Genomic DNA, 21,844 nt, shown 5'->3' with positions numbered 1-21,844 from the left:
TATCGATATTAGTTTTCTACACTTTCTAATTTCTTATCTGCTTCTTTGCTGTCTTCTTCCTTGAAATATTTCTTTTGGAAAATTAAAATTAGGAACACACCAATCGAAATAGCCGAATCCGCAATATTGAATACCGGACTGAAAAACAAAAAGTTTTCACCGCCCCAAACAGGGAACCAAGTAGGGAAGGTACCTTCGAATAATGGAAAGTAAAGCATATCGACCACTTTTCCATGAAACCAAGCTGCATATCCACCGCCTTCAGGAAATAAGGTCGCTTTTTCATAGAAATTGCTTTCGCTGAAAATACGTCCATAGAATACACTGTCAATAATATTGCCGATCGCACCAGCCATAATCAACGCTACGTTCAAGATAAAGCCTTTGTGGTAATCGTTTTTGATCATGTGATGCAAACCGTATCCGATACCGCAAATTGCCGCAATGCGGAATAACGTTAACAAGAGTTTTCCGTAATCGCCACCGAACTCCATTCCCCACGCCATTCCATTGTTCTCAATAAAATGGATTAGAAATTTCTTGCCAAGAACGGGGATATCTTCGCCGATGGTCATATTTAGTTTTACCCAAAATTTGGAAACCTGATCGATCAGCAAGACAGCAAATATAAGTAGTAATGGACGCGAATATGCTTTCATGTATATGTACAAAAAATAAAACTGTCCAAATATAGGAGTCTACTTCGATAAAAAGTAAGCTCCGGCCATTTGGACAGTCGTTAATCGTAAAAAATGATGTCTAATATTGCTTGATCTTAGCTTCCATGCTAAGGGTTGTATGCGGAACAGCTTTCAAGCGTTCTTTTTGAATCAACTTGCCCGTTTCACGACAAACACCGTATGTTTTGTTTTCAATACGAACTAATGCTGCTTCAAGATTATCGATAAACTTCTTTTGACGTGCCGCCAATTGATTCGTTTGCTCCTTCTCCAGCGTAGCAGACCCATCTTCCAATGTCTTGTAGGTACCAGCGGTGTCGTCTGTACCATTTGCGTTGCTACTGCTTAACGATTGCGTTAACGAAGATAATTCTTCTTTAGCTACGCGCAATTTCTCAACGATGATTGCTTTGAACTCTTGAAGTTCGGCGTCGCTATAACGCGTTTTTTCCACTTTTTCCATAATTTAATTTTTTTCAATCGATAGCAATAGGTTGATTCCTTCTATTTCAATGGGGTCTCCTACAGAAATACTGCCAAAATTCAAGTTGTCGGCCAAAATCTCGGTGCAAATATACGATAAATTATCAGTAACTGCTTCTTTGATTTCTGTATTCTCGCTGACTATCACTTGAATACGATCGGTAACTGCAAATCCCTTATCCTTGCGAATATTTTGAATTCTATTAATTAATTCTCTAGCCAGCCCCTCTTTCTTCAGTTCCGGACTAATGTTTACATCCAATGCTACGGTCAATCGACCTAAGTTGGCAACTTGCCAGCCTTCTACATCTTCCGCGATAATTTCCACATCTTCCGTACTGATGCTATATGGCAAATCGCGAAGCGGCAATGTACCATCGGTTTCCAGCGCTTGAATTTCTTCAGCGGTGAACGCGGTAATTGCGGCAGCCACTAGCTTCATGTCTTTACCTACTTTTGCACCTAACGCTTTGAAATTTGGTTTGATCTTCTTTTTGATGATGCCCGTTGTATCCGTAATAAAGCTAATCTGCTTGATGTTGGTTTCCGACAAAATCAATTCTTGTACTTTTTCTACTTTCGCTTGGAATGTTGCATCCAACACAGGAAGTAAGATTTTCTCCAAAGGCTGACGAACGTTGATGCTTGTTTTCTTACGTAACGACAAGGTTAGGGAAGAAATATTTTGTGCTAAACGCATTCTTTCTTCCAGATCTAAATCGATGATCGCCGTGTTAAAAACTGGGAAATCTGCCAAATGAACCGATTCAAAATTTTCTTTTTTCGTCGCTTTGTTCAAATCCAAATACAAATTATCTGCAAAAAACGGGGCAATTGGCGCGATCAGTTTAGATAATGTATCCAAACAAGTGTAAAGCGTTTGGTATGCGGAAATTTTATCGTCGGTGTAATCGCCTTTCCAGAAACGGCGACGGCATAATCGAACGTACCAGTTACTCAAATGCTCATCAACAAATGTTTGGATTGCACGTGCCGCTTTGGTTGGTTCGTATTCGTTGTAGAAATTGTCGACTTCTTGCGTCAAGCTGTTTAACAACGAAAGTACCCAACGGTCGATTTCCGGACGTTTTTCTAATGCAATGTCCGCCTCAGCGTAGCTAAACTGATCAATGTTTGCGTATAGCGCAAAGAAAGCGTAGGTATTGTAAATCGTTCCGAAGAATTTACGACGAACTTCGTCCAAGCCTTCTTCGTTGAATTTCAAGTTTTCCCAAGGCGATGCATTGCTGATCATGTACCAGCGCGTTGCATCGGCGCTATATTTTTCTAAGGTACTGAATGGATCAACGGCATTGCCTAAACGTTTAGACATTTTGTTGCCGTTTTTATCCAATACCAAACCGTTTGAAATTACGTTTTTGAAAGCCACAGAATCCTTTACCATAACGGAGATGGCATGCAGCGTAAAGAACCACCCGCGGGTTTGATCCACACCTTCTGCGATGAAATCTGCAGGAAATGCATTAAAGAAATCCGCGTTGAATGGTAAATCTTCTCCAGCGGCTAATTTCTCCTGATCCAGTCCCCATTGCGCATAAGGCATCGCTCCTGAATCAAACCAAACGTCGATCAAATCTGGTTCACGGAATAATTTCTGTCCACCTTCGGAGACCAAAACAATATCATCCACGTAAGGACGGTGTAAATCTAATTTCTCTGTCCCGAAACGATCCAAATACGCTTGATTAATAGCTTTTTCGTCCGCTGAAAGCACCTCGGAAGCTACTGCAGTTTCCAACAGCGTTTTTAGCTCCGCGATAGAACCAATGCAAATTTCTTCATTCTCATCTTCGCTGCGCCAAATTGGCAATGGGGTTCCCCAATAGCGGGAGCGCGATAGATTCCAATCCACCAAATTTTCCAACCAATTACCGAAACGTCCGGTTCCGGTTGCTTCCGGTTTCCAATTGATGGTTTTGTTCAGTTCTACCAAACGATCTTTAACCGCCGTAGTGCGAATAAACCAGCTATCCAATGGATAGTATAAAATGGGTTTGTCGGTTCTCCAGCAGTGCGGATAGGTGTGCTCGTATTTTTTAACGTCGAACGCTTTGTTCTCTTCCTTCAGCTTAATCGCGATTAACACATCCGTTGGACGGAAATCTTTGTCAGCGCGCTCTTCATTGGAGTAATATTCTTCCTTGACAAAACGACCCGCGAAATCGGTGATTTCTTTCACAAAACGGCCGGTACGATCTACCGTTGGTACATCTTTCCCATTCTCATCTTTTACCAAAATCGCCGGTACGCCGTGTTCTTTCGCTACGCGAAAATCGTCCGCACCGTATGTTGGCGAAGCGTGAACGATACCTGTACCATCTTCTGTGGTTACAAAATCACCAGGGATGACGCGGAAAGCCTTCTCTTGTAGTTCTTCTGACGTGATGTATGGCATCAATTGGTGGTAACGCAAACCAACCAATTGCTCACCTTTAAAGTTAGCCACGATTTCCCAAGGAATCACTTTGTCGCCCAATTTATAATCTTGGAAAGACGCTTGTTGTCCGTCGGCTTTGAAATGCTTGTTGATCAGATTTTGCGCCAATACCACCGAGACAGGCTCGCCTGTATATTGGTTGAACGTGCGGATTTTTACATAGTCGATATTCTTCCCAACCACTAAAGCGGTATTAGAAGGCAACGTCCAAGGCGTAGTTGTCCATGCGATAAAAGCTACATCTTCCTCTGCATTTTCTACTAAGGTGCTGATCAACGGATGAACCTGCGCTTTATCTACGCGGAATTGCGCAACGATGGTTGTATCCTTAACATCTTGATACGTGCCGGGTTGATTCAATTCGTGCGAACTCAATCCTGTTCCTGCGGCAGGAGAATAGGGCTGAATCGTGTATCCTTTGTATAGATAACCTTTTTTGTACAACTGTTGCAGCAAGTGCCACAACGTTTCAATGTATTCGTTTTTGTAGGTAACATAAGGATTTTCTAAATCGACCCAATAGCCCATTTTATTGGTCAGATCATTCCAAACATCGGTATAGCGCATTACTTCTTTACGACAAGCGTCGTTGTAAGCTTCGACCGTGATTTTTTTACCAATATCCTCTTTAGTAATGCCCAAAGTTTTCTCTACCGCAAGTTCGATAGGTAGACCGTGCGTGTCCCAACCTCCTTTACGTTTTACCTGAAAACCTTTTAACGTTTTGTAGCGGCAGAATATATCCTTAATTGCTCTGGCCATAACATGGTGAATGCCGGGCATTCCGTTAGCGGATGGAGGACCTTCATAGAAAGTATAAGGCTTGCTTCCCGGACGGTTGGAAATACTTTTCTCGAAGATTTTGTCGGTTTCCCAACGCTTCAATACTTCTTTTCCGATCTCGGGCAAGTTCAACTGTTTATATTCTTTGTACATAACTGTGGATATCAATTTCTAAGGGCGCTAATTTACATAATTTAGCCGAAAGGATGAACTTGTTTGCGATGCCGATTGTAGGTGATAAATTGTTTTTGCACACAGGAATGGAATAATTTGCTCGAACCGCAAAAAGAAAATAAAAAAGCCAGATTAAACATCTAATCTTTATGTTTAATCCGGCTTTTTAAATGTTGTAAGACCTATTCGGACCTGCTTATGCAGAGAAAGAACTTCCGCAACCGCATGTGCTAGAAGCATTCGGGTTGTTGAAAGTAAAACCGCGAGCGTCCAAACCGTTTTTGAAATCGACTTCCATTCCGGCAAGGTACAATCCATGACCTTTATTCATAAAAACACGGATACCATCGATGCTGTATTCCGTATCTCCTTCTTTCTTCTGGTCGAAACCTAAAATATAACTCATGCCAGAACAACCGCCACCTTCAACACCGACACGTAGCCCAAATTCTGGACTAATTTCTTGCTGATCTATCAGTTTTCGCAGTTCTTTTACAGCTCCCTCCGTCAATGTAAGTGGCGCAGGTGCCAATGTAGTTTCTGTGCTCATAATCTGTACAATCTAATCTTAAACCTTAACAAAAATACATATTTTTCGGGACAAACATTTTCGCGTTAGGTTTTTGACATAAGGTCAACAATAGGGGAGGGGTGTTTGTGAATCGGTGGATTGCCAAAATCGTAAGGTTTTGAAGAATTCTCGCGGTTTCATCTACGGATTTTATCGATAAGTTGTTAAATAAGAATTATATTTGCAGCTAATCATTAAAGATTTAATCTAGAAAATCGCATAGAATATGGAAAGAGATCAGGCTATATTTAATCTGATAGCGGATGAACTAAAACGCCAAGAAGAAGGTATTGAGCTAATTGCTTCGGAAAACTTTGTAAGTAAGCAAGTTATGGAAGCTGCAGGCTCCGTTTTGACAAACAAGTACGCAGAAGGATTACCGGGAAAACGTTACTACGGCGGTTGCGAAGTGGTCGATCAAATTGAGAGCATCGCTATCGATCGTGCAAAACAACTTTTCGGTGCAGAATGGGTAAACGTACAACCTCACTCCGGAGCACAAGCAAACGCGGCAGTTTTCTTGGCTATCCTTAAGCCAGGCGACAAAATTTTAGGTTTTGATCTTTCTCACGGCGGTCACTTGACGCACGGATCTCCGGTAAACTTTTCAGGTAAATTGTATGAGCCACATTTCTATGGAGTGGTTAAAGAAACCGGATTGATCGATTATGATCAGTTGGAAGAAACTGCTCGTCGCGAAAAACCAAAAGTAATTATCTGTGGTGCATCGTCGTACTCACGCGATTGGGATTACGCACGCATTCGTAAGGTAGCTGACGAAGTAGGTGCATTGGTTGTTGCGGATATTTCTCACCCAGCAGGTTTAATCGCTCGTGGTTTGTTGACGGATCCACTTCCACACTGTCACATCGTTACTACAACTACGCACAAAACGCTTCGTGGTCCACGCGGTGGTATGATCATGGTTGGTCAAGATTTTGAGAATCCTTGGGGCATCAAAGGTCCTAAAGGCGATGTTCGTACGATCACGCAATTATTGGATTTAGCAGTTTTCCCAGGTACGCAAGGTGGTCCTTTGGAGCACACTATTGCTGCGAAAGCAATTGCTTATGGCGAAGCGCTATCCGACTCTTACATGGACTACATTGTTCAGGTAAAGAAAAACGCAGCAGCGTTGGCGAAATTTTTCGTAGAAAAGGATTACCACATTATTTCTGGCGGAACGGACAACCACTTGATGTTGGTAGATTTGCGTAACAAGGATATTTCCGGAAAAGAAGCAGAGGCGGTACTTGGTAAAGCAGGAATTACGACCAATAAAAATATGGTTCCTTTCGACACCCGTTCTCCATTTGTTACTTCGGGCGTTCGTTTCGGTACAGCAGCAATTACAACTCGTGGCATTAAAGAAACAGAAATTGTTCAGATTGGTGAGTTGATCGACGAAGCATTATTAAGCGCTTCTGATGATGCAAAATTGGATGCTATTCATGGAAAAGTGAGACAATTAATGGCTCAATTTCCACTTTATAAGTAACCATAATTACATCAATTAATAAGCAATAGCTCCATTTTAAAAAAGTGGAGCTATTTTTGTACGACACGAGGTAAACAAACGTTAAATGTGTTAATCAAATTTGAATAGTCGATTATTTTTATTCAATTTGGTTTATAGAAACAAACAAACATCTGCCTATCGAAACAATACTACGCTAAAAACAAAACATATACTCTTAATTATTAGGGGATAATTATGAAAATATTGAAGAAGTTAAGTGATCAGAATTTGATCCAAGCGTATGTACAAGGAGATGAACGTGCCCTTCAAGTGCTATTAGAAAGGCATAAATCTAAGATTTATACTTCCATTTATCTGCAAGTCAAAGATGATTTTTTGGCAGAAGATATCTTTCAAGAAACTTTTATCAAAGTGATAAATACGTTGCAAGCTGGTCGTTACAACGACGAAGGCAAGTTTTTACCTTGGGTAATGCGTATTGCTCACAATATGGTCATTGATCATTTTCGAAAGGAAAAGCGTGCCCCATCGGTGGTAAACAACGACGGCTTTGATATATTCGAAGTATTGCAGTTTTCGGACGACAATGCCGAATCCAAATTGGTGAAAACGCAGCGCGATGTGGATCTAAAAAAAATCATCCAGCTATTGCCGGATGATCAAAAAGAAGTTTTAATTATGCGTCACTTTTGTGACATGAGCTTTAAAGATATTGCCGATGTGACCGGCGTTAGCATCAATACCGCGTTAGGTCGTATGCGTTACGCGCTGGGCAATCTGCGAAAGATGATCGAAGATCACCGTATGATTCTACAAACCGGGTAGCAGCGTTCAGCTAGAACTTCATATTCTCGACTTCTACCGCGGTTTCCTCTACCTTTTCTTTCAATTCTGCTTTATAAGCGATTAAGCGATTGCTTACTTCAGGTTGCGCAGTAGCCACGATTTGCGCAGCCAAAATACCAGCATTTTTTGCTGCATTTAACGCTACTGTAGCGACAGGGATACCATTTGGCATTTGTAAAATGGATAGGATAGAATCCCAACCATCAATCGAGTTCGACGATTTAACAGGAACGCCGATTACCGGCAAATGCGTAATAGAAGCAACCATGCCAGGAAGGTGCGCTGCTCCACCGGCACCCGCGATAATTACTTGAATACCACGATTCGCTGCGCCTTCCGCATAATCAAACATACGTTTTGGCGTGCGGTGTGCGGATACCACAGAGACCTCAAAAGGTACTTTTAAATGATTTAAAACATCGATAGCATCTTGCATTACAGGTAAGTCGGATTTACTTCCCATAATAATACCTACGATTGGTTGTGCTGAACTCATTATGCTTTTACTTTTAAAGTGGACTGCACATAGCGTGCGTTTTTAATTGCTGTTTCGCGATCTTTATTAATAATACAAACGTGACCCATCTTGCGGAAAGGCTTCGTAAATTTCTTGCCATATAGATGTACAAATACACCTTCTAAACTGAGAATATCTTCCACACCTTCATATTTCGCTAAGCCGTCATAACCATCTTCACCCAGCACGTTGATCATCACTGCATGATCTCTCGTTGCGGTATTCCCTAAAGGAAGATTAAAGATAGCACGCAAATGTTGATTGAATTGTGAAGTGATATTTCCTTCAATCGTTTGATGACCACTATTGTGCGGTCGCGGAGCCAATTCATTAACCAGAATTTCACCTGTTTTTGTTAAGAACATTTCCACGGCTAAAAGACCAACAATTTGTAAATCGTTGGCAATCTTTTTCGCAATTTCTTCCGCACGCTGTTGGATCTCTATGCTAAACGTTGATGGGGAAATGAGAAATTCCACTAAGTTTGCTTCTGGATTAAATTCCATTTCCACCATCGGGAAGGTAGAAACATCTCCTGCATCATTACGTGCGACAATTACAGCAATTTCCTTTTCGAAATCTACCATTTCTTCTACAATCGAAGGTTCGGTAAATGCTGCCGAAACATCTGCGTCGGATGTGATTTTCTTAACACCTTTTCCGTCGTAACCATCCTTACGCAATTTTTGGATATACGGAAAATTCCATTCGATTTGTTTCAATCCTTCGTGCGCAGAAACGAAGTGGAAAGGTGCAGTAGGAATATCGTTTTGCTTAAAGAATTGCTTTTGCAAACCTTTATCCTGAATTAGGCGAATCACACGAGATTGCGGATATACCAAAACGCCTTCATCTTCCAATTTTTCCAACGCATCCACGTTGACTTTTTCAATTTCGATAGTGATCATATCCAAATCGCGACCGAAATTATACACAGTATCGAAATCGGACAGTGAGCCAACTTCGAAGTGGTTACAGAGCTTTTTGCAAGGGGCATTCTGATCGGGGTCCAACACGTGAATGTTGACATTGTAATTAATCGCGTCTTGGATCAGCATGCGACCCAATTGACCTCCGCCCAAAATACCCAAACGTAAGTCTCCGTAAAAATCTTTTGCCATATTAACTATTTGATGCTACTGTTGGGAAGAAATTATCCCTAAGCAGACTTTCTTTTTCTATTTTCTTTTGTAACTCTAAAAATGCGCCAATTAACGCTTCCGGACGGGGCGGGCAACCTTGTACATACACATCCACCGGAATGATTTTGTCAACGCCTTTTACCACGTGATAACCATGTTGCCAATAAGGACCGCCACAGTTTGAACAGGATCCCATCGAAATGACATAGCGCGGTTCCGGCATTTGCTCGTACAGTTTTTTGATACGGTCGGCCATTTTAAAGGTAACTGTTCCCGCGATAATCATCACATCGGATTGTCGTGGCGAAGGACGTGGAAATACACCTAAACGATCTAAATCGTAATTGGCTGCCATTGCACCCATCATTTCGATCGCACAACATGCAATTCCAAAACTCATCGGCCATAAAGATGATAAGCGTGCCCAATTAAGCAAATCATCCATTTTAGCGATCATAACGCCACCTTGTTGTCCTGATTTATCTAAACTCATGAATCATCTGCCTTTCTGAATCGAGGTTTGAATGCTGGTTTAGGAGCACTGGTTTTGGGTGCTTTTTCTTCCGTAGCGACGGAGCTAGCTATTTCTTTGTAATCCCTGATCGCGTAGGATTTAGCGTTCAGTTTATCGTAAGCAGATGCTGGAATAGCCACATTGACTTGCGGTCGAACGGTGCGTGGTTTTACCCAATTCAGATCGTCATTTTTCCATACGTAAACCAATCCTACTATCAATATCCCGAGGAAAATAGCCATTTCAATTAACGTGAACCAGCCCCAGCGGTTATCCAATGCAATGAATTCTGCATTTCCGAATACTGTAGCCCAAGGAAAAATGAAAATCAATTCTACATCAAAAAGTAGGAAAATCAATGCTACGACGTAGAAACGTGGATTGAATTGAACCCACGATGTTCCAATGGCTTCTTCACCACATTCGTACGTGCTTAATTTAATGGAATTAGGTCTTTTCGGAGAAATGAGCTTCGCTGTGAAAATGGTGCCACCGACCAGTAAGAGTCCTACTATCGCTAAAGATAGTATTTTTCCATATTCTGATAGCTGCCCGGGGTCATCCATAACACAAAGTTAACGAAAATGTCCTTGTTCAGAAAATAAAAGAAAATTCGTTCTAAAGGGAGCGTTTAGCCTAAAACGGTTTGCCCGGTTGCTTCGGCATATTACGCATCATTTTCGCCATCATGCCCGGATTCGACATTTGCTTCATCACTTTGCGCATATCGCCGAATTGCTTCATCAGCTTGTTGACCTCGTCGATATTTGTGCCAGAACCTTTAGCGATGCGTAAACGACGTTTTGGATCGATAACATCTGGGTTTTCGCGCTCGTATGGCGTCATCGAATCAATGATTGCTTCGATTGGTTTGAATGCATCGTCTTCAATTTCGATATCTTTAATGGCTTTACCAACACCCGGAATCATGCCCATCAAATCTTTCATATTACCCATTTTCTTGATTTGTCCAATCTGGGATTTGAAATCGTTGAAGTCGAATTTATTTTTGCGGATTTTCTTTTGAAGTTCTGCCGCTTGTTTTTCGTCGAATTGTTGTTGTGCACGTTCTACTAAGGAAACGACGTCACCCATTCCCAAAATACGGGAAGCCATACGATCCGGGTGGAAAACATCCAATGCTTCCATTTTTTCGCCCGTACCAATAAACTTGATCGGTTTGTTTACAACGGATTTGATGGAAAGCGCTGCACCACCACGTGTATCACCGTCTAATTTTGTTAAAACTACACCGGTAAAATCTAAACGATCGTTGAATGCTTTTGCTGTATTGACGGCATCTTGTCCAGTCATGGAATCCACCACGAACAAAATTTCGTGCGGTTGCGTAGCTTGTTTTACCGCCGTGATTTCCGTCATCAAAGCTTCATCAATAGCCAAACGTCCTGCCGTATCAATGATGACCACGTTATTTCCATTTTGCTTCGCATGAGCAACACCTGCTACAGCAATAGCAATCGGATCTTCAGAGTTACGATCTACATAAACCGGAACGTCTACTTGTTTTCCAAGTACTTCCAACTGATCAATCGCAGCCGGACGATACACGTCGCCAGCGACCAATAAAGGTTTCTTGCCTTTGTTTTCACGAAGGAAATTTGCCAATTTTCCAGAGAAAGTAGTTTTACCCGCACCATTTAAACCTGCAATTAGAATGATTGTAGGACTCTTGGTGATCTCCAATTCAGTTACAGAACCGCCCATTAATTCGGTTAGTTCGTCGTTCATGATCTTGGTCAATAGCTGACCTGGAGAAACGCTGCTTAATACATTTTGGCCTAAAGCCTTTGTCCTTACTTCGTCGGTAAAAGATTTTGCTGTTTTGTAGTTCACATCGGCATCCAATAATGCCTTGCGGATTTCTTTCATGGTTTCGGCCACGTTGATTTCCGTAATGTTACCTTGTCCTTTTAGGACTTTAAACGCTCTATCTAGTTTATCTTGTAAGTTTGAAAACATAATCTGTATTATCCGCAATATGATACGTAGCGCAAAGCTACAAAAATATTTTGAGTACTTTTCTACAAACAAAAGCCAGCAGTGCGCTGGCTTTTGTGTCGTTTATTGGAGCTATCTAAGCTCGTTGACTAACTTAATCCCTGCGTCCGAAAAGAATGGAAGCGTAGTAAAGTAAGGTCGCTAATGCAGCAAGTGCAGCAACTACATAAGTCATTGCGGCCCATTTTAACGCATCTTTTGCGCCATCATGCTCATCACGACTGTGTGTAATACCTGCCGTATCTAACCAAGCTAAGGCTCTATTCGATGCATCAAATTCAACGGGTAACGTAATGAAACTGAATAATGTGGTCAAAAACAAAGCGCCAACGCCGATCGCTAAAACCCAGATATTTCCACTGAATGCCATTAATAATACACCACCTAATAAAACCCAAGTAGTCATACGTGACGCGATACTTACAATAGGAACCATTGCCGAACGGAACTGTAACCAAGAGTAAGCTGTTGCGTGTTGTACGGCGTGTCCGCATTCGTGCGACGCTACTGCCGCTGCAGCTACACTACGTCCATGATATACTTCCGGACTCAAGTTTACCGTTTGATCTGCTGGATTGTAGTGATCCGTCAATTTGCCTTCCACCGAAATGATCTTCACATCGTGCAAACCATTCTCTTGTAGCATTTTTTGTGCAACTTCTGCTCCAGACAATCCGGAACTCAAAGGCATTTCTGAATACTTCTTAAATTTGCTCTTAAATCGATACTGGACAATCCAGCTGATTACGGCAATACCAATAAAAATAATCCAATATAAATTCATCGTTTCTTTTCTTTATTTCTACTGCTTCAAAAAGCAGTCCAATTCATGTTTTGCTTCTACGATAGGTTGATCTGTCCGATTTCTTCTACGAATCCTGCAAAAATGACAGCAATTACTTCGCTAAGTTCTTCTGGATGTAATCGTAGCTTTTCTTAATACTTTCGAACTTGTTTGGCATCGTGATTACATCCTGCTCTACAAATGCATACTTCAACCCTGCTTCTTTTTCAAAGCTTTTGAGGTTTCGGAAATCGATGCTTCCCGATCCGACTTCAGCGTATTTGATTTGTGACAGAATTTCTTCCAAGTTGAAAGGTTCGCGCTTACCTGTTCTCGGATTCACTTCTGAAGCTTCTAATGGTTGGCTGAAATTACGGTCCATATCTTTAATATGCCACATTGGGAATCGCCCAGGATATTTCTCAAAATAGCTTTGCGGTTTTTCGCCAGCTTTCACTGTCCAATATAAATCCAATTCGAAATCTACCAATTCTGGATCTGTAAATGCAATCAGGATATCCAATCCTTTGGTCCCATTTCCAAAAGGGCGGAACTCCCAAAAATGATTATGATAAGCCATTTTTACGCCAGATTTTTTTGCCAATTCGCCCGCAGCATTTAGTCGTTCCGCGAAATATTGGTAGTCCGAGGCCGTTAATTTGTTCAGATCGTTCATCGGAGGAACGGGTGCCACAATATATTCTTGTCCCAATGCGTTGGCCATTTCGATGTACTTGTGCATATCTTCCGGCTCTTTGCTATCTTTTGTCAAATACTGACTCAAGTCATAATGTCCGCTGTAGGATTTCAATCCATTATCTTTCAGAATCTTTACTAAATCTGCCAAAGGAACGCCCCAAAAGCTGTTGCCTACGGTGTTTGCCCCAAAGGTTTCCACGTGTTTATAACCAATTTTGGAAACGTTTTCCAAGACCATTTTTGCATCTTGATCAAGTAATTCTCGAAGCGTGAATAATTGTAATCCGATGTTTTGAAAAGGGGAACCACCATGAGCGGGGTCAGAACTGCACGATAACCAATGGGGAGCGAATGCCGCCGCGGCTAATCCGATACCGGAATGGCGTAAGAAATTTCTACGATTAATGGACTTCATGTTTGTGTGTGTATGGGTTTATGTTTTCTGGTTATACCAAAAATAAAAAAGGATCCTTAAAAATAAGAATCCTTCCCGTATTTTTCGATGCATACGATTTCTAAACCGTCATTACATCTTTTTCCTTCAATTCTGCTAATTGATCCACCTTCACAATGTAAGCATCGGTTAGCTTTTGTACTTCGGCTTCCCCAACTTTGATTTCATCTTCGGAAACGCCGTCGTTTTTCAATTTCTTGATAGATTCGTTTGCATCTTTACGGATGTTACGAACCGCAATGCGGCCGCGCTCTGCCTCTTCTTTCACTTTCTTTACTAAATCGCGACGTCTTTCCTCCGTCAATGCGGGGATCGTCATGCGAATTACAATGCCATCGTTTTGGGGATTGATACCTAAGTTAGCATCAGTAATTGCTTTTTCGATAGCACCTATGATCGATTTTTCCCACGGCTGAATGACGATTGTGCGCGCATCAGGTGTGTTGATATTACTTACTTGTGCCAATGGCGTAGCGGAGCCATAATAATCCACAGATATGCCATCCAACATACTTGGAGTTGCTTTACCAGCACGGATTTTTGTTAATTCTGACTCGGTATGTGCTACCGCTTTAGTCATTCCGTCTTTACAGTCGTCTAATTCGAGAGAAATTAACTCATTCATATTTTGAAATTCTAATATTAACTAACCAATGTTCCGATATCGTTGCCTTCGGCTAATTTTTTCAAATTGCCCGGTTTGTTCATATCGAAAACAATAATTGGGAGATTGTTTTCTTGGCACAAGGTGAACGCGGTCATATCCATTACATTCAATCCTTTTTCGTAAACTTCAGTAAATGAAATTTGTTCAAATTTTTCCGCGTTGGGATCTTTCTCTGGATCTGCCGTATAAATGCCATCTACACGCGTTCCTTTTAATACAGCATCCGCGTTAATTTCGATTGCGCGAAGTGAAGCCGCTGTATCTGTAGTAAAATATGGGTTTCCGGTTCCCGCTCCAAAGATTACCACGCGGCCTTTTTCCAAGTGACGAACTGCACGACGACGAATAAATGGTTCACAAATTTGTTCCATCTTAATTGCCGTAAGCAATCTAGTTTTCAAACCGTTTTTTTCCAAGGCATCTTGCAGCGCCATACTATTGATGACGGTTGCCAACATACCCATGTAATCCGCTTGTACACGATCCATCCCGGCTTTTTCAGCACTCATACCACGGTGAATGTTGCCGCCACCAATAACGATAGCGACTTCTAAGCCCATACTATGAATTTCCTGAATATCTTTTGCGTATTGTTGGACACGATTGATGTCAATACCGTAGCTTTGCTCTCCCATCAAAGCTTCTCCACTTAGTTTTAGTAGGATCCGTTTGTATTTCATATGTGTTTTTTGGAGTGTTTCCAAAAGCCAAATATAAAACTTTTTTGGCGGTCGACCGCGCTTTATTCTCCTTTTTTCACGCGTTCAATAACTTCGGCATAGAAATGCTCATAGCGAGGAACGATTTTGCAAATCTTGAAATCTTCCGCGCGCGTAAGTGCATTTTGTTTGAATTCGTTGAGACGATCTTCGTTTTCCAAGATATGAATACCATGATTTGCCATACTGTCCACATCGCCGATATCGCTTAGGTAACCACTGAAACCGTGCACGTTCAATTCCGGTATTCCACCCGTGTTTGACGATATAACGGGAACTTTACACGCCATCGCTTCCAAAGCTGCCAATCCAAAACTTTCCGATCCGGAAGGCATAATAAATAAGTCGGCGATCGATAAAATTTCCTCAATCGCATCCTGCTTTCCTAAAAAGCGAACATGCTCCCATACGTCTAATTGGCGAGCCAATTCTTCTGATTTTCTACGATCTGGTCCATCGCCCACCATGAGCAATTTGCTTGGAATCTTCTGGTTTATTTTCTCAAAAATTCGAACTACATCACCCGTGTTTTTTACTTTACGGAAGTTGGAGGTATGTACGATGATACGCTCGTCGTTCGGTGCAATAGCTTTTTTGAAATGCTCGTGATTTTTGCTGTGGAAACGATTTAGATCGATAAAGTTTGGGATCACTTCAATGTGATTGGTGATGTCGAAATAATCTAACGTTTGCTGTTTTAAGTTTTCCGAAACTGTCGTTACGCCGTCGGATTGATTGATCGAAAAAGTAACCACCGGACTAAAACTTTTATCTTTACCTACTAATGTGATATCGGTTCCGTGCAATGTGGTCACTACGGGGATTTTGATGCCATAAGTAGCTAATATTTGTTTCGCCATAAATGCCACAGAAGCATGTGGGATAGCGTAGTGGACGTGCAAAAGGTCCAATTTTTCGTAGCGAACGACATCAACCAATTTGCTGGCTAGCGCACTTTCATACGGTGCGTAATCGAATAACGGATATTGCGCCATGGCAACCTCGTGATAAAATAGGTTTTCCGAGAAGAAATCCAATCTAGCCGGCTGGCTGTACGTTATAAAATGTATTTCGTGACCGCCTGAAGCTAATGCTTTCCCAAGTTCAGTAGCCACCACACCACTACCGCCGAAGGTAGGGTAACAAACAATTCCTATTTTCATCGATTAATATCGTCTTCTTAATAAATCATTGAGTCGTGTAGATACATGGTATAATAGCAAGCAGTGTCTTCTAGTTTGCCTGCATCGCGACGCGGTAAAGATAAGCAGGCTTTTATAATTGTTTTGCAATAATTCCGTGGCGAAACATTATTTTTATATCAATGGATAAAGCTTCGATAGAAAAAGAAATTTGGTATAAAACAGCTCGGTCGGGTGGCGCTGGCGGTCAGCATGTCAACAAGGTAGAAAGCAAGGTAATCTTGTATTGGAATCTGTCGCAAACTTCTTGCCTCCACGAAAACGAAAAACAGCGAATTGCAGAACGATTACGTAATCGTATCAATAGCGAGGGCGTGCTTCAGCTGGATTCTTCACAGAGCAGAAGTCAATTTTCAAACAAAGAAGAAGTGACGGAAAGATTTTTCAAGTTATTAGCAGAAGCCATGAAGCCGGCAAAAAAGCGTGTACCAACGCGCATACCCAAATCTAAAATTTTGGAACGGTTGGATCGCAAAAAGCACCAATCAGAAAAGAAGCAGCAGCGGAGAAATAAAGATTGGTAATGTTCGTACTTGATCGGAAGTTTATTTACTTTTAAGTTGTTTCGAGCTCGATGACGCAGTTCAAGCATAAATAAATGATATTTAGTTAGATTAAGAATTATGATTTTAGAAGTTGCAGTATTAGAAATTATCGCCGGTCAGCAAGCTAATTTCGAAAGGGATTATAAAACTGCTTGCCAATACATTAGCGCTAGCAAAGGTTACATCACGCATTCGCTTCGCAAATGTATCGAGAAGGATAATCAGTATATTTTATTAGTAGAATGGGAAACACTGGAAGATCATACGATCGGTTTCAAAGAATCTCCGTTATTTAAGGAATGGGAGAAGCTGTTGCATCATTACTACGATCCTTTCCCAACGGTGGAGCACTATGAAGTATTAAAGTAATACTTCCTTTTCTCACTTATTAAAATTAATCTAGTACTTTTGTAGATATTTTTGATAGTTTATTTTTCAACCCGAGAGTGCTTCGGCATTGTCACATGGAGCAATACAATATGTACACAAAAGAAAAAGCCACAGTAAATAGTTTCACGGTAGATCATACCAAATTGAAACAAGGAATTTATGCAAAAGCTTCTGCAACAAATAAAAGCGGTTTAGAAAATTATACGACGTATGATATTCGTATGATTCGACCAAATTCTCCAGAACGTATGTTGTCGCCGGAAGTAATGCATACGTTGGAGCATTGCTTTGCGACAGAAATCAGAACGATTTTAGGAGATGAAGTGATTTATGTTGGTCCAATGGGATGTTGCACTGGTTTCTACATTGTTTTAGCAGGAACCGATCGTACGCCTCAGGATGTAGCCACATTGATGAAAGAAGTTTTGGAGATCGTTTTGGAAGAAGGTTACGAAGTGCCTTTTCAAAATCCGATTAGCTGCGGAAATTATACTTTCATGGATTTCGAAACGTCGAAACAAGCTTGTGTTAATTATTTAAACCTGATTAACGCCGGAGAATTAGAATTCGAGTACCCATATATTGACGAAAATTAAATGATCCTCCATAAGGATATAGAAACCATAATTCTAGTTGCAAATAGAAATGAATTGTCATTCGCAACAACCGATGAGTCAATTTTGGTTTACGAAATTGGCGTTGGAAAGGTAAATGCGCTGTTGTCCATCGCTACGTTATATGAAGACATCAAAGCATTAAATATCAATCCCGTTCTGCTTAATGTAGGCACCGTTGGTTGTACGCGATATCCAGTTGGACACGTTTTATACCCGTCGTATTATGCGCAGGGCGATGCATATACCGATGGTTTCTTTTTAGAAAATACGTTGTTCTTGAAAGGGCAGGGCATGATTGAATCCATTCCGATGGATGAATTTCGGTATGAAGAAGCATTATTGACATCCGATCGCTTTATCAATGTCAATACTGCTTTTTATCAAGATATTACACATCTTGATCCATTGGCGTTTGATATGGAAGGATACGCGCTTGCAAGTTTCTGCTTTCAGAAAAATTTGCTTTTCTACAGCATTAAGATTGTTTCTGACAACTGCGATGGCACGGTAAAGGATTGGGAAAGTATTCTTGGCGAAATTTCGGGTCGTTTGGGTGATATTCTCGATCAATTTATGCAATCGTTGGATCAGAAGAAAGTTGCAGGTTCGACGATGCTTTCTTAGATGGCATTGTCACGACTTTATTTCATCTATACAGTTGAAAGATCGCTTCGTCGGAACTCCTCGCGATGACGAGATTGGTTTTTCGCGTGTCGCAAATCGAAAACTTGCCGTCATCGCGAACCCGAGGAACTATTGGGGAAGTGATCTATTGACTTTACAAATCAACGAATCGACAATTTTACAAATCAACAACTTTACAAAATATTCTTGCAATCAGGACGTTATAACAATAACTAATGCCTAAACTGATGATATACAAGAATACCTACTCTCCGCTGTTATTACTTTTTCTGTTCGTTATTTTAATTTTTTCTTCCTGCAGGACGTATCCATTTTCGGAATATGGTTACACGATTGAAAAGGATCCCAACTATCACAATGTCAAGAGCCATTTGAGCATTCGAACCGATTCTCAAGCAGTTGTGGACATGCAAACGCTTCATGCTAGTGATAAAAAGGCATTAAAATCCTATAAATTGAAACCCAAAAATGTTGACGTTTTATATAGCGCAACATTACCGCAAGATTCGAGCGTGAATATGTTAGTGTGGCAGGCGGATGAAAACAAACACGATTTTAAAAACTATTTGCCACAAACGTCAAAAGCAAACCGTTATCTGTATCAAAAGAAACAGGCTGGTGATGGTCAGATGATTCATGTGGTTTACGAATCGCTGACCGGTTCACAAGTTGGATTAATATTTTCGAGTGATACGTCAATCGATGAAGCGAAGATCAACGCTTTTTTAACGAAGGACGTACGTTTCAGTCGTGAAATGTTTCCCGATTTGACTTCTGTAGATTGTCCGCCGGAAGACCAAGTTGGTTGGGGAATCGATATTCCGTCCGAATTAGTTCGGGATAAACATACCTTGCTTAAAATTTATCAGGTGAACGGCGGTGAGGAAGATTTGATTCTTTATACGTTGCGCGAGCCAAAGGAATTTTATTACACCGCTTTTTCTGTTTGCAAAGACAGAACTTACCGCGCCGTTTACACCGATTTGCAACACAAAGAAATTTGGTCGATTAAAAAGCACGGTTACGAGATTGTAGCTGAAGATGCGGAGATCATGAAAGCGTACGAGAATAGATAAATACTAGTTGTGGTTACAATGTTATCGCATAAAAAAGCGGTAAATGAATATCCTCATTTACCGCTCTTTCGCTGATCTGAATGATCCGTTTTACTTATTCTGTAATGCCTTCAAGCTTAAATAAGAAAGCATATTCTAACGCTAAATCCTTCAGATAATCGAACCTGCCCGAAGCACCGCCATGGCCATATTCCATATCCGTTTTTAATAAAACAACGTTATCACCTTTCTTCGTAGTGCGTAATTTTGCCACCCATTTTGCCGGTTCGAAATATTGCACTTGGCTATCGTGCAATCCCGTCGTTACCAATAGATTCGGATATTCTTTCGCTTCCACATTTTCGTAAGGAGAATACGATTTCATGTAATGGTAAGCTTCCGCATTGTTAGGATTTCCCCATTCATCGTATTCATTCGTGGTCAAAGGAATAGTTTCGTCCAACATGGTGGTTACCACATCCACAAATGGAACCGCCGCAATAACGCCATTCCACATGTTTGGCGCCATATTGATAATCGCACCCATCAACAATCCGCCAGCGCTGCCGCCTTCTGCGTAAAGATGTTTTTCGGACGTAAATTTCTGATCGACCAAGAACTTACCACAATCAATAAAATCGGTAAACGTATTCTTCTTTTTCATCATTTTGCCATCTTCATACCATTGACGACCCATTTCTTCGCCACCACGGATGTGCGCAATCGCAAAAACAAATCCACGGTTCAATAAGCTTAACCGCGTAGAACTGAATGTCGGATCCATTGACATACCGTAGGAACCATAAGCATAAAGAAGCAATGGCGCTTGTCCATTTTGCTCAAATCCTTTTTTGTAAACCATCGAGATGGGAACTTTCGTGCCGTCGGTAGCAGTCGCAAAAACACGCTTGCTTTCATACTGATCAGCATCATATCCACCCAAAACTTCCTGTTGCTTTTTCAATTCCTTTTCTTTCGTACGCATGTTGTAATCGTACGTTGAACTTGGCGTTACCAACGACGTATATCCATAACGCAATACTTCGGTGTTGTATTCGGCATTGGTGCTAGAGTATACCGTGTAAGCTTCCTCGCCGAAATCTAGATAATGCGCTTTGCCGGATTTCGTATCGTGAATAGCCAATTGTGATAAGCCATTCTTTCTTTCGGAAACCACCATAAAATCTTTGAACTCATCCACACCCTCAACTAACACATCGTTGCGGTGTGCAATCACTTCTTTCCAATTTGCTTTTTCGGTTTTGTCCAAAGGTGCTTCCATCACTTTGAAGTTTTTGGCATTATCGTTAGTCACGATGATAAACTTGTCGTCCAATGGAGTGACATGATACAAAACATCTTTCGTGCGCGGTTGAAACAATTGGAACTCTCCTTGCGGATTATCCGCTTTCAAATACCGTGTTTCCGAACTCATTGTTCCGCCAGAATAGATCATAATGTACGCGCCATTTTTCGATTTGGAAACACCGATGTAATTGGTTTTATCCTTCTCTTCGTACACAGTTATGTCTGCACTTTCCTTGGTACCGATGGTATGGCGTTTAATCTTTTCTGAAAGTAAGGTTTTTGGGTTTTGAGAAGTATAGAAAATAGTCTTATTGTCGGCCGCCCATACAATACCACCTGAAGTGCGTGCAACGCGATCAGCATATACTTCGCCCGTTTCCAAATTTTTAATATGCAAGGTATATTCTCTTCGCGAAACCGTGTCTACAGCATAGGCCAATAACTTGTTGTCTGGACTGATGGATGTTCCGCCGACAGCGAAATACGCATATCCATCCGCCATTTTATCGACATCTAAAATCACTTCCTCTTTCGCATCCAACGAACCTTTCTTACGACAAAGTTTATAGTATTGCTTGCCCGCGTCCGTGCGGCGGTAATAGTAGTAACCGTCCTTAATATACGGAACGCTTTCGTCAGCTTCTTTAATTCGACCTTTCAACTCCGTGAAAAGATTCTTTTGAAAATCTTCTGTGTCCTGCATCATCGCTTTCGTGTACGCATTTTCTGCGTTTAGATAATCCACGACTTTTGACGAGTCCGGTCCTTCTTTGAAATAATCATTCAACCAATAATAATTGTCAATAACCGTATCGCCGTGCATCACGCGCGTATATGGCTTCTGTTCCGCTAAGGGAGCTTCCACATCGTTCGGCCATTGCGGCGCTGTTCTTTTTTCTTCTTGCGTTTTGCAAGATCCTGCAATAATTGTAAGTGCTATCAAACCAAATCCAGTTTTAGATTTCATATCATTTTAGCTTTTATGATTAGTTATTTGCTTCGGCACGAATCCAATTTTTACAGGATTTTTATGAGAAAACGGTGGCGTTGATCGCGGTGTTTTTCCAAACCTTAGCATGGTTTAAAAATAAG

Annotated in this window: 22 protein-coding genes; 7 read left to right on the top strand and 15 right to left on the bottom strand. The window is 41.2% G+C overall.

The features are described 5' to 3' along the window. Positions 1–8: 8 nt before the first annotated feature. The 4 genes from ACFSQ3_RS02145 to ACFSQ3_RS02130 all read right to left on the bottom strand — a co-directional run bounded on the left by ACFSQ3_RS02145 (position 9) and on the right by ACFSQ3_RS02130 (position 5,128). Complete coding sequence (locus ACFSQ3_RS02145) at positions 9–659, bottom strand: lipoprotein signal peptidase (protein WP_380867081.1); 651 nt, start codon at positions 657–659, stop codon at positions 9–11. A 100-nt stretch (positions 660–759) separates the two neighbouring features. Beyond that, positions 760–1,143, bottom strand: coding sequence for a TraR/DksA family transcriptional regulator (locus ACFSQ3_RS02140; RefSeq protein ID WP_380867079.1), 384 nt, complete (start codon positions 1,141–1,143; stop codon positions 760–762). Between the two features lie 3 nt (positions 1,144–1,146). Further along, a complete protein-coding gene (gene ileS, locus ACFSQ3_RS02135) occupies positions 1,147–4,557 on the bottom strand; it encodes an isoleucine--tRNA ligase (RefSeq protein ID WP_380867077.1) in 3,411 nt (1,136 codons plus the stop codon). 217 nt (positions 4,558–4,774) lie between these two features. After that, positions 4,775–5,128: a HesB/IscA family protein gene (locus ACFSQ3_RS02130; RefSeq protein WP_380867075.1), complete on the bottom strand. Its 354-nt coding sequence runs from the start codon at positions 5,126–5,128 to the stop codon at positions 4,775–4,777. Positions 5,129–5,375: 247 nt separating this feature from the next. Here ACFSQ3_RS02130 and ACFSQ3_RS02125 point away from each other — a divergent pair, with 247 nt between their 5' ends. Next, positions 5,376–6,647, top strand: coding sequence for a serine hydroxymethyltransferase (locus tag ACFSQ3_RS02125; RefSeq protein ID WP_380867074.1), 1,272 nt, complete (start codon positions 5,376–5,378; stop codon positions 6,645–6,647). Between the two features lie 216 nt (positions 6,648–6,863). Further along, positions 6,864–7,454 carry an RNA polymerase sigma factor gene (locus ACFSQ3_RS02120; RefSeq protein WP_380867072.1) on the top strand — a complete coding sequence of 197 codons (591 nt, stop codon included), beginning with the start codon at positions 6,864–6,866 and terminating at the stop codon, positions 7,452–7,454. A 10-nt stretch (positions 7,455–7,464) separates the two neighbouring features. Here ACFSQ3_RS02120 and purE read toward each other — a convergent pair whose 3' ends face one another. The 10 genes from purE to bshA form a co-directional block, all read right to left on the bottom strand. After that, positions 7,465–7,971, bottom strand: coding sequence for a 5-(carboxyamino)imidazole ribonucleotide mutase (gene purE / locus ACFSQ3_RS02115; protein ID WP_380867070.1), 507 nt, complete (start codon positions 7,969–7,971; stop codon positions 7,465–7,467). Next, positions 7,971–9,113 carry a 5-(carboxyamino)imidazole ribonucleotide synthase gene (locus tag ACFSQ3_RS02110; RefSeq protein ID WP_380867069.1) on the bottom strand — a complete coding sequence of 381 codons (1,143 nt, stop codon included), beginning with the start codon at positions 9,111–9,113 and terminating at the stop codon, positions 7,971–7,973. The genes purE and ACFSQ3_RS02110 overlap by 1 nt, the downstream gene beginning before the upstream one ends. A 1-nt stretch (position 9,114) precedes the next feature. Continuing rightward, on the bottom strand, positions 9,115–9,627 hold the full coding sequence (locus ACFSQ3_RS02105) for an NADH-quinone oxidoreductase subunit B (RefSeq protein ID WP_380867068.1): 513 nt from the start codon (positions 9,625–9,627) through the stop codon (positions 9,115–9,117). After that, positions 9,624–10,214 (bottom strand): NADH-quinone oxidoreductase subunit A, encoded by a 591-nt coding sequence (locus tag ACFSQ3_RS02100; protein ID WP_380867066.1) that lies wholly within the window; start codon positions 10,212–10,214, stop codon positions 9,624–9,626. The genes ACFSQ3_RS02105 and ACFSQ3_RS02100 overlap by 4 nt, the downstream gene beginning before the upstream one ends. Before the next feature lie 70 nt (positions 10,215–10,284). Next, complete coding sequence (gene ffh, locus ACFSQ3_RS02095) at positions 10,285–11,628, bottom strand: signal recognition particle protein (RefSeq protein WP_380867064.1); 1,344 nt, start codon at positions 11,626–11,628, stop codon at positions 10,285–10,287. 133 nt (positions 11,629–11,761) lie between these two features. Beyond that, positions 11,762–12,451: a zinc metallopeptidase gene (locus ACFSQ3_RS02090; RefSeq protein WP_380867062.1), complete on the bottom strand. Its 690-nt coding sequence runs from the start codon at positions 12,449–12,451 to the stop codon at positions 11,762–11,764. 112 nt (positions 12,452–12,563) lie between these two features. Beyond that, on the bottom strand, positions 12,564–13,565 hold the full coding sequence (locus ACFSQ3_RS02085) for a sugar phosphate isomerase/epimerase family protein (protein ID WP_380867061.1): 1,002 nt from the start codon (positions 13,563–13,565) through the stop codon (positions 12,564–12,566). Positions 13,566–13,665: 100 nt separating this feature from the next. Next, positions 13,666–14,229 (bottom strand): ribosome recycling factor, encoded by a 564-nt coding sequence (frr, locus tag ACFSQ3_RS02080; protein WP_380867059.1) that lies wholly within the window; start codon positions 14,227–14,229, stop codon positions 13,666–13,668. Between the two features lie 17 nt (positions 14,230–14,246). After that, positions 14,247–14,951 carry a UMP kinase gene (pyrH, locus tag ACFSQ3_RS02075; RefSeq protein WP_380867058.1) on the bottom strand — a complete coding sequence of 235 codons (705 nt, stop codon included), beginning with the start codon at positions 14,949–14,951 and terminating at the stop codon, positions 14,247–14,249. A gap of 62 nt (positions 14,952–15,013) precedes the next feature. Beyond that, positions 15,014–16,153: an N-acetyl-alpha-D-glucosaminyl L-malate synthase BshA gene (gene bshA, locus ACFSQ3_RS02070; RefSeq protein WP_380867056.1), complete on the bottom strand. Its 1,140-nt coding sequence runs from the start codon at positions 16,151–16,153 to the stop codon at positions 15,014–15,016. Between the two features lie 161 nt (positions 16,154–16,314). Here bshA and arfB point away from each other — a divergent pair, with 161 nt between their 5' ends. From arfB to ACFSQ3_RS02045, 5 genes are all read left to right on the top strand, one after another. Next, a complete protein-coding gene (gene arfB, locus ACFSQ3_RS02065) occupies positions 16,315–16,716 on the top strand; it encodes an alternative ribosome rescue aminoacyl-tRNA hydrolase ArfB (RefSeq protein WP_380867054.1) in 402 nt (133 codons plus the stop codon). A gap of 99 nt (positions 16,717–16,815) precedes the next feature. After that, positions 16,816–17,106, top strand: coding sequence for an antibiotic biosynthesis monooxygenase family protein (locus ACFSQ3_RS02060; protein ID WP_380867052.1), 291 nt, complete (start codon positions 16,816–16,818; stop codon positions 17,104–17,106). Between the two features lie 110 nt (positions 17,107–17,216). Next, positions 17,217–17,723: an S-ribosylhomocysteine lyase gene (locus tag ACFSQ3_RS02055; RefSeq protein ID WP_380867051.1), complete on the top strand. Its 507-nt coding sequence runs from the start codon at positions 17,217–17,219 to the stop codon at positions 17,721–17,723. Beyond that, positions 17,724–18,368, top strand: a complete 645-nt coding sequence (locus ACFSQ3_RS02050) for a 5'-methylthioadenosine/S-adenosylhomocysteine nucleosidase family protein (RefSeq protein WP_380867049.1) — start codon at positions 17,724–17,726, stop codon at positions 18,366–18,368. Positions 18,369–18,604: 236 nt separating this feature from the next. Continuing rightward, positions 18,605–19,465 (top strand): hypothetical protein, encoded by an 861-nt coding sequence (locus ACFSQ3_RS02045; protein WP_380867048.1) that lies wholly within the window; start codon positions 18,605–18,607, stop codon positions 19,463–19,465. Positions 19,466–19,559: 94 nt separating this feature from the next. Here the strand turns inward: ACFSQ3_RS02045 and ACFSQ3_RS02040 are convergent, their stop codons facing one another. Beyond that, a complete protein-coding gene (locus tag ACFSQ3_RS02040; protein ID WP_380867046.1) occupies positions 19,560–21,719 on the bottom strand; it encodes a S9 family peptidase in 2,160 nt (719 codons plus the stop codon). Positions 21,720–21,844: the final 125 nt, after the last annotated feature.

It is taken from the genome of Sphingobacterium corticis (assembly GCF_042684745.1).
GTDB classification, from domain to species: Bacteria; Bacteroidota; Bacteroidia; order Sphingobacteriales; family Sphingobacteriaceae; genus Sphingobacterium; species Sphingobacterium corticis.
Note: the sequence above shows the minus strand (reverse complement) of the source record. Positions and strands in the feature narration are given on the sequence as shown.

Coding starts and splice junctions, on each gene's coding strand:
- ACFSQ3_RS02050 (WP_380867049.1), top strand. CDS start 17,724: ATGATCCTCCATAAGGATATAGAAACCATAATTCTAGTTGCAAATAGA.
- ffh (WP_380867064.1), bottom strand. CDS start 11,628: ATGTTTTCAAACTTACAAGATAAACTAGATAGAGCGTTTAAAGTCCTA.
- arfB (WP_380867054.1), top strand. CDS start 16,315: ATGGATAAAGCTTCGATAGAAAAAGAAATTTGGTATAAAACAGCTCGG.
- purE (WP_380867070.1), bottom strand. CDS start 7,971: ATGAGTTCAGCACAACCAATCGTAGGTATTATTATGGGAAGTAAATCC.
- bshA (WP_380867056.1), bottom strand. CDS start 16,153: ATGAAAATAGGAATTGTTTGTTACCCTACCTTCGGCGGTAGTGGTGTG.
- pyrH (WP_380867058.1), bottom strand. CDS start 14,951: ATGAAATACAAACGGATCCTACTAAAACTAAGTGGAGAAGCTTTGATG.
- ACFSQ3_RS02105 (WP_380867068.1), bottom strand. CDS start 9,627: ATGAGTTTAGATAAATCAGGACAACAAGGTGGCGTTATGATCGCTAAA.
- ACFSQ3_RS02060 (WP_380867052.1), top strand. CDS start 16,816: ATGATTTTAGAAGTTGCAGTATTAGAAATTATCGCCGGTCAGCAAGCT.
- ACFSQ3_RS02120 (WP_380867072.1), top strand. CDS start 6,864: ATGAAAATATTGAAGAAGTTAAGTGATCAGAATTTGATCCAAGCGTAT.
- ACFSQ3_RS02085 (WP_380867061.1), bottom strand. CDS start 13,565: ATGAAGTCCATTAATCGTAGAAATTTCTTACGCCATTCCGGTATCGGA.
- ACFSQ3_RS02045 (WP_380867048.1), top strand. CDS start 18,605: ATGCCTAAACTGATGATATACAAGAATACCTACTCTCCGCTGTTATTA.
- ACFSQ3_RS02055 (WP_380867051.1), top strand. CDS start 17,217: ATGTACACAAAAGAAAAAGCCACAGTAAATAGTTTCACGGTAGATCAT.
- ileS (WP_380867077.1), bottom strand. CDS start 4,557: ATGTACAAAGAATATAAACAGTTGAACTTGCCCGAGATCGGAAAAGAA.
- ACFSQ3_RS02145 (WP_380867081.1), bottom strand. CDS start 659: ATGAAAGCATATTCGCGTCCATTACTACTTATATTTGCTGTCTTGCTG.
- ACFSQ3_RS02100 (WP_380867066.1), bottom strand. CDS start 10,214: ATGGATGACCCCGGGCAGCTATCAGAATATGGAAAAATACTATCTTTA.
- ACFSQ3_RS02125 (WP_380867074.1), top strand. CDS start 5,376: ATGGAAAGAGATCAGGCTATATTTAATCTGATAGCGGATGAACTAAAA.
- ACFSQ3_RS02040 (WP_380867046.1), bottom strand. CDS start 21,719: ATGAAATCTAAAACTGGATTTGGTTTGATAGCACTTACAATTATTGCA.
- ACFSQ3_RS02110 (WP_380867069.1), bottom strand. CDS start 9,113: ATGGCAAAAGATTTTTACGGAGACTTACGTTTGGGTATTTTGGGCGGA.
- ACFSQ3_RS02130 (WP_380867075.1), bottom strand. CDS start 5,128: ATGAGCACAGAAACTACATTGGCACCTGCGCCACTTACATTGACGGAG.
- frr (WP_380867059.1), bottom strand. CDS start 14,229: ATGAATGAGTTAATTTCTCTCGAATTAGACGACTGTAAAGACGGAATG.
- ACFSQ3_RS02090 (WP_380867062.1), bottom strand. CDS start 12,451: ATGAATTTATATTGGATTATTTTTATTGGTATTGCCGTAATCAGCTGG.
- ACFSQ3_RS02140 (WP_380867079.1), bottom strand. CDS start 1,143: ATGGAAAAAGTGGAAAAAACGCGTTATAGCGACGCCGAACTTCAAGAG.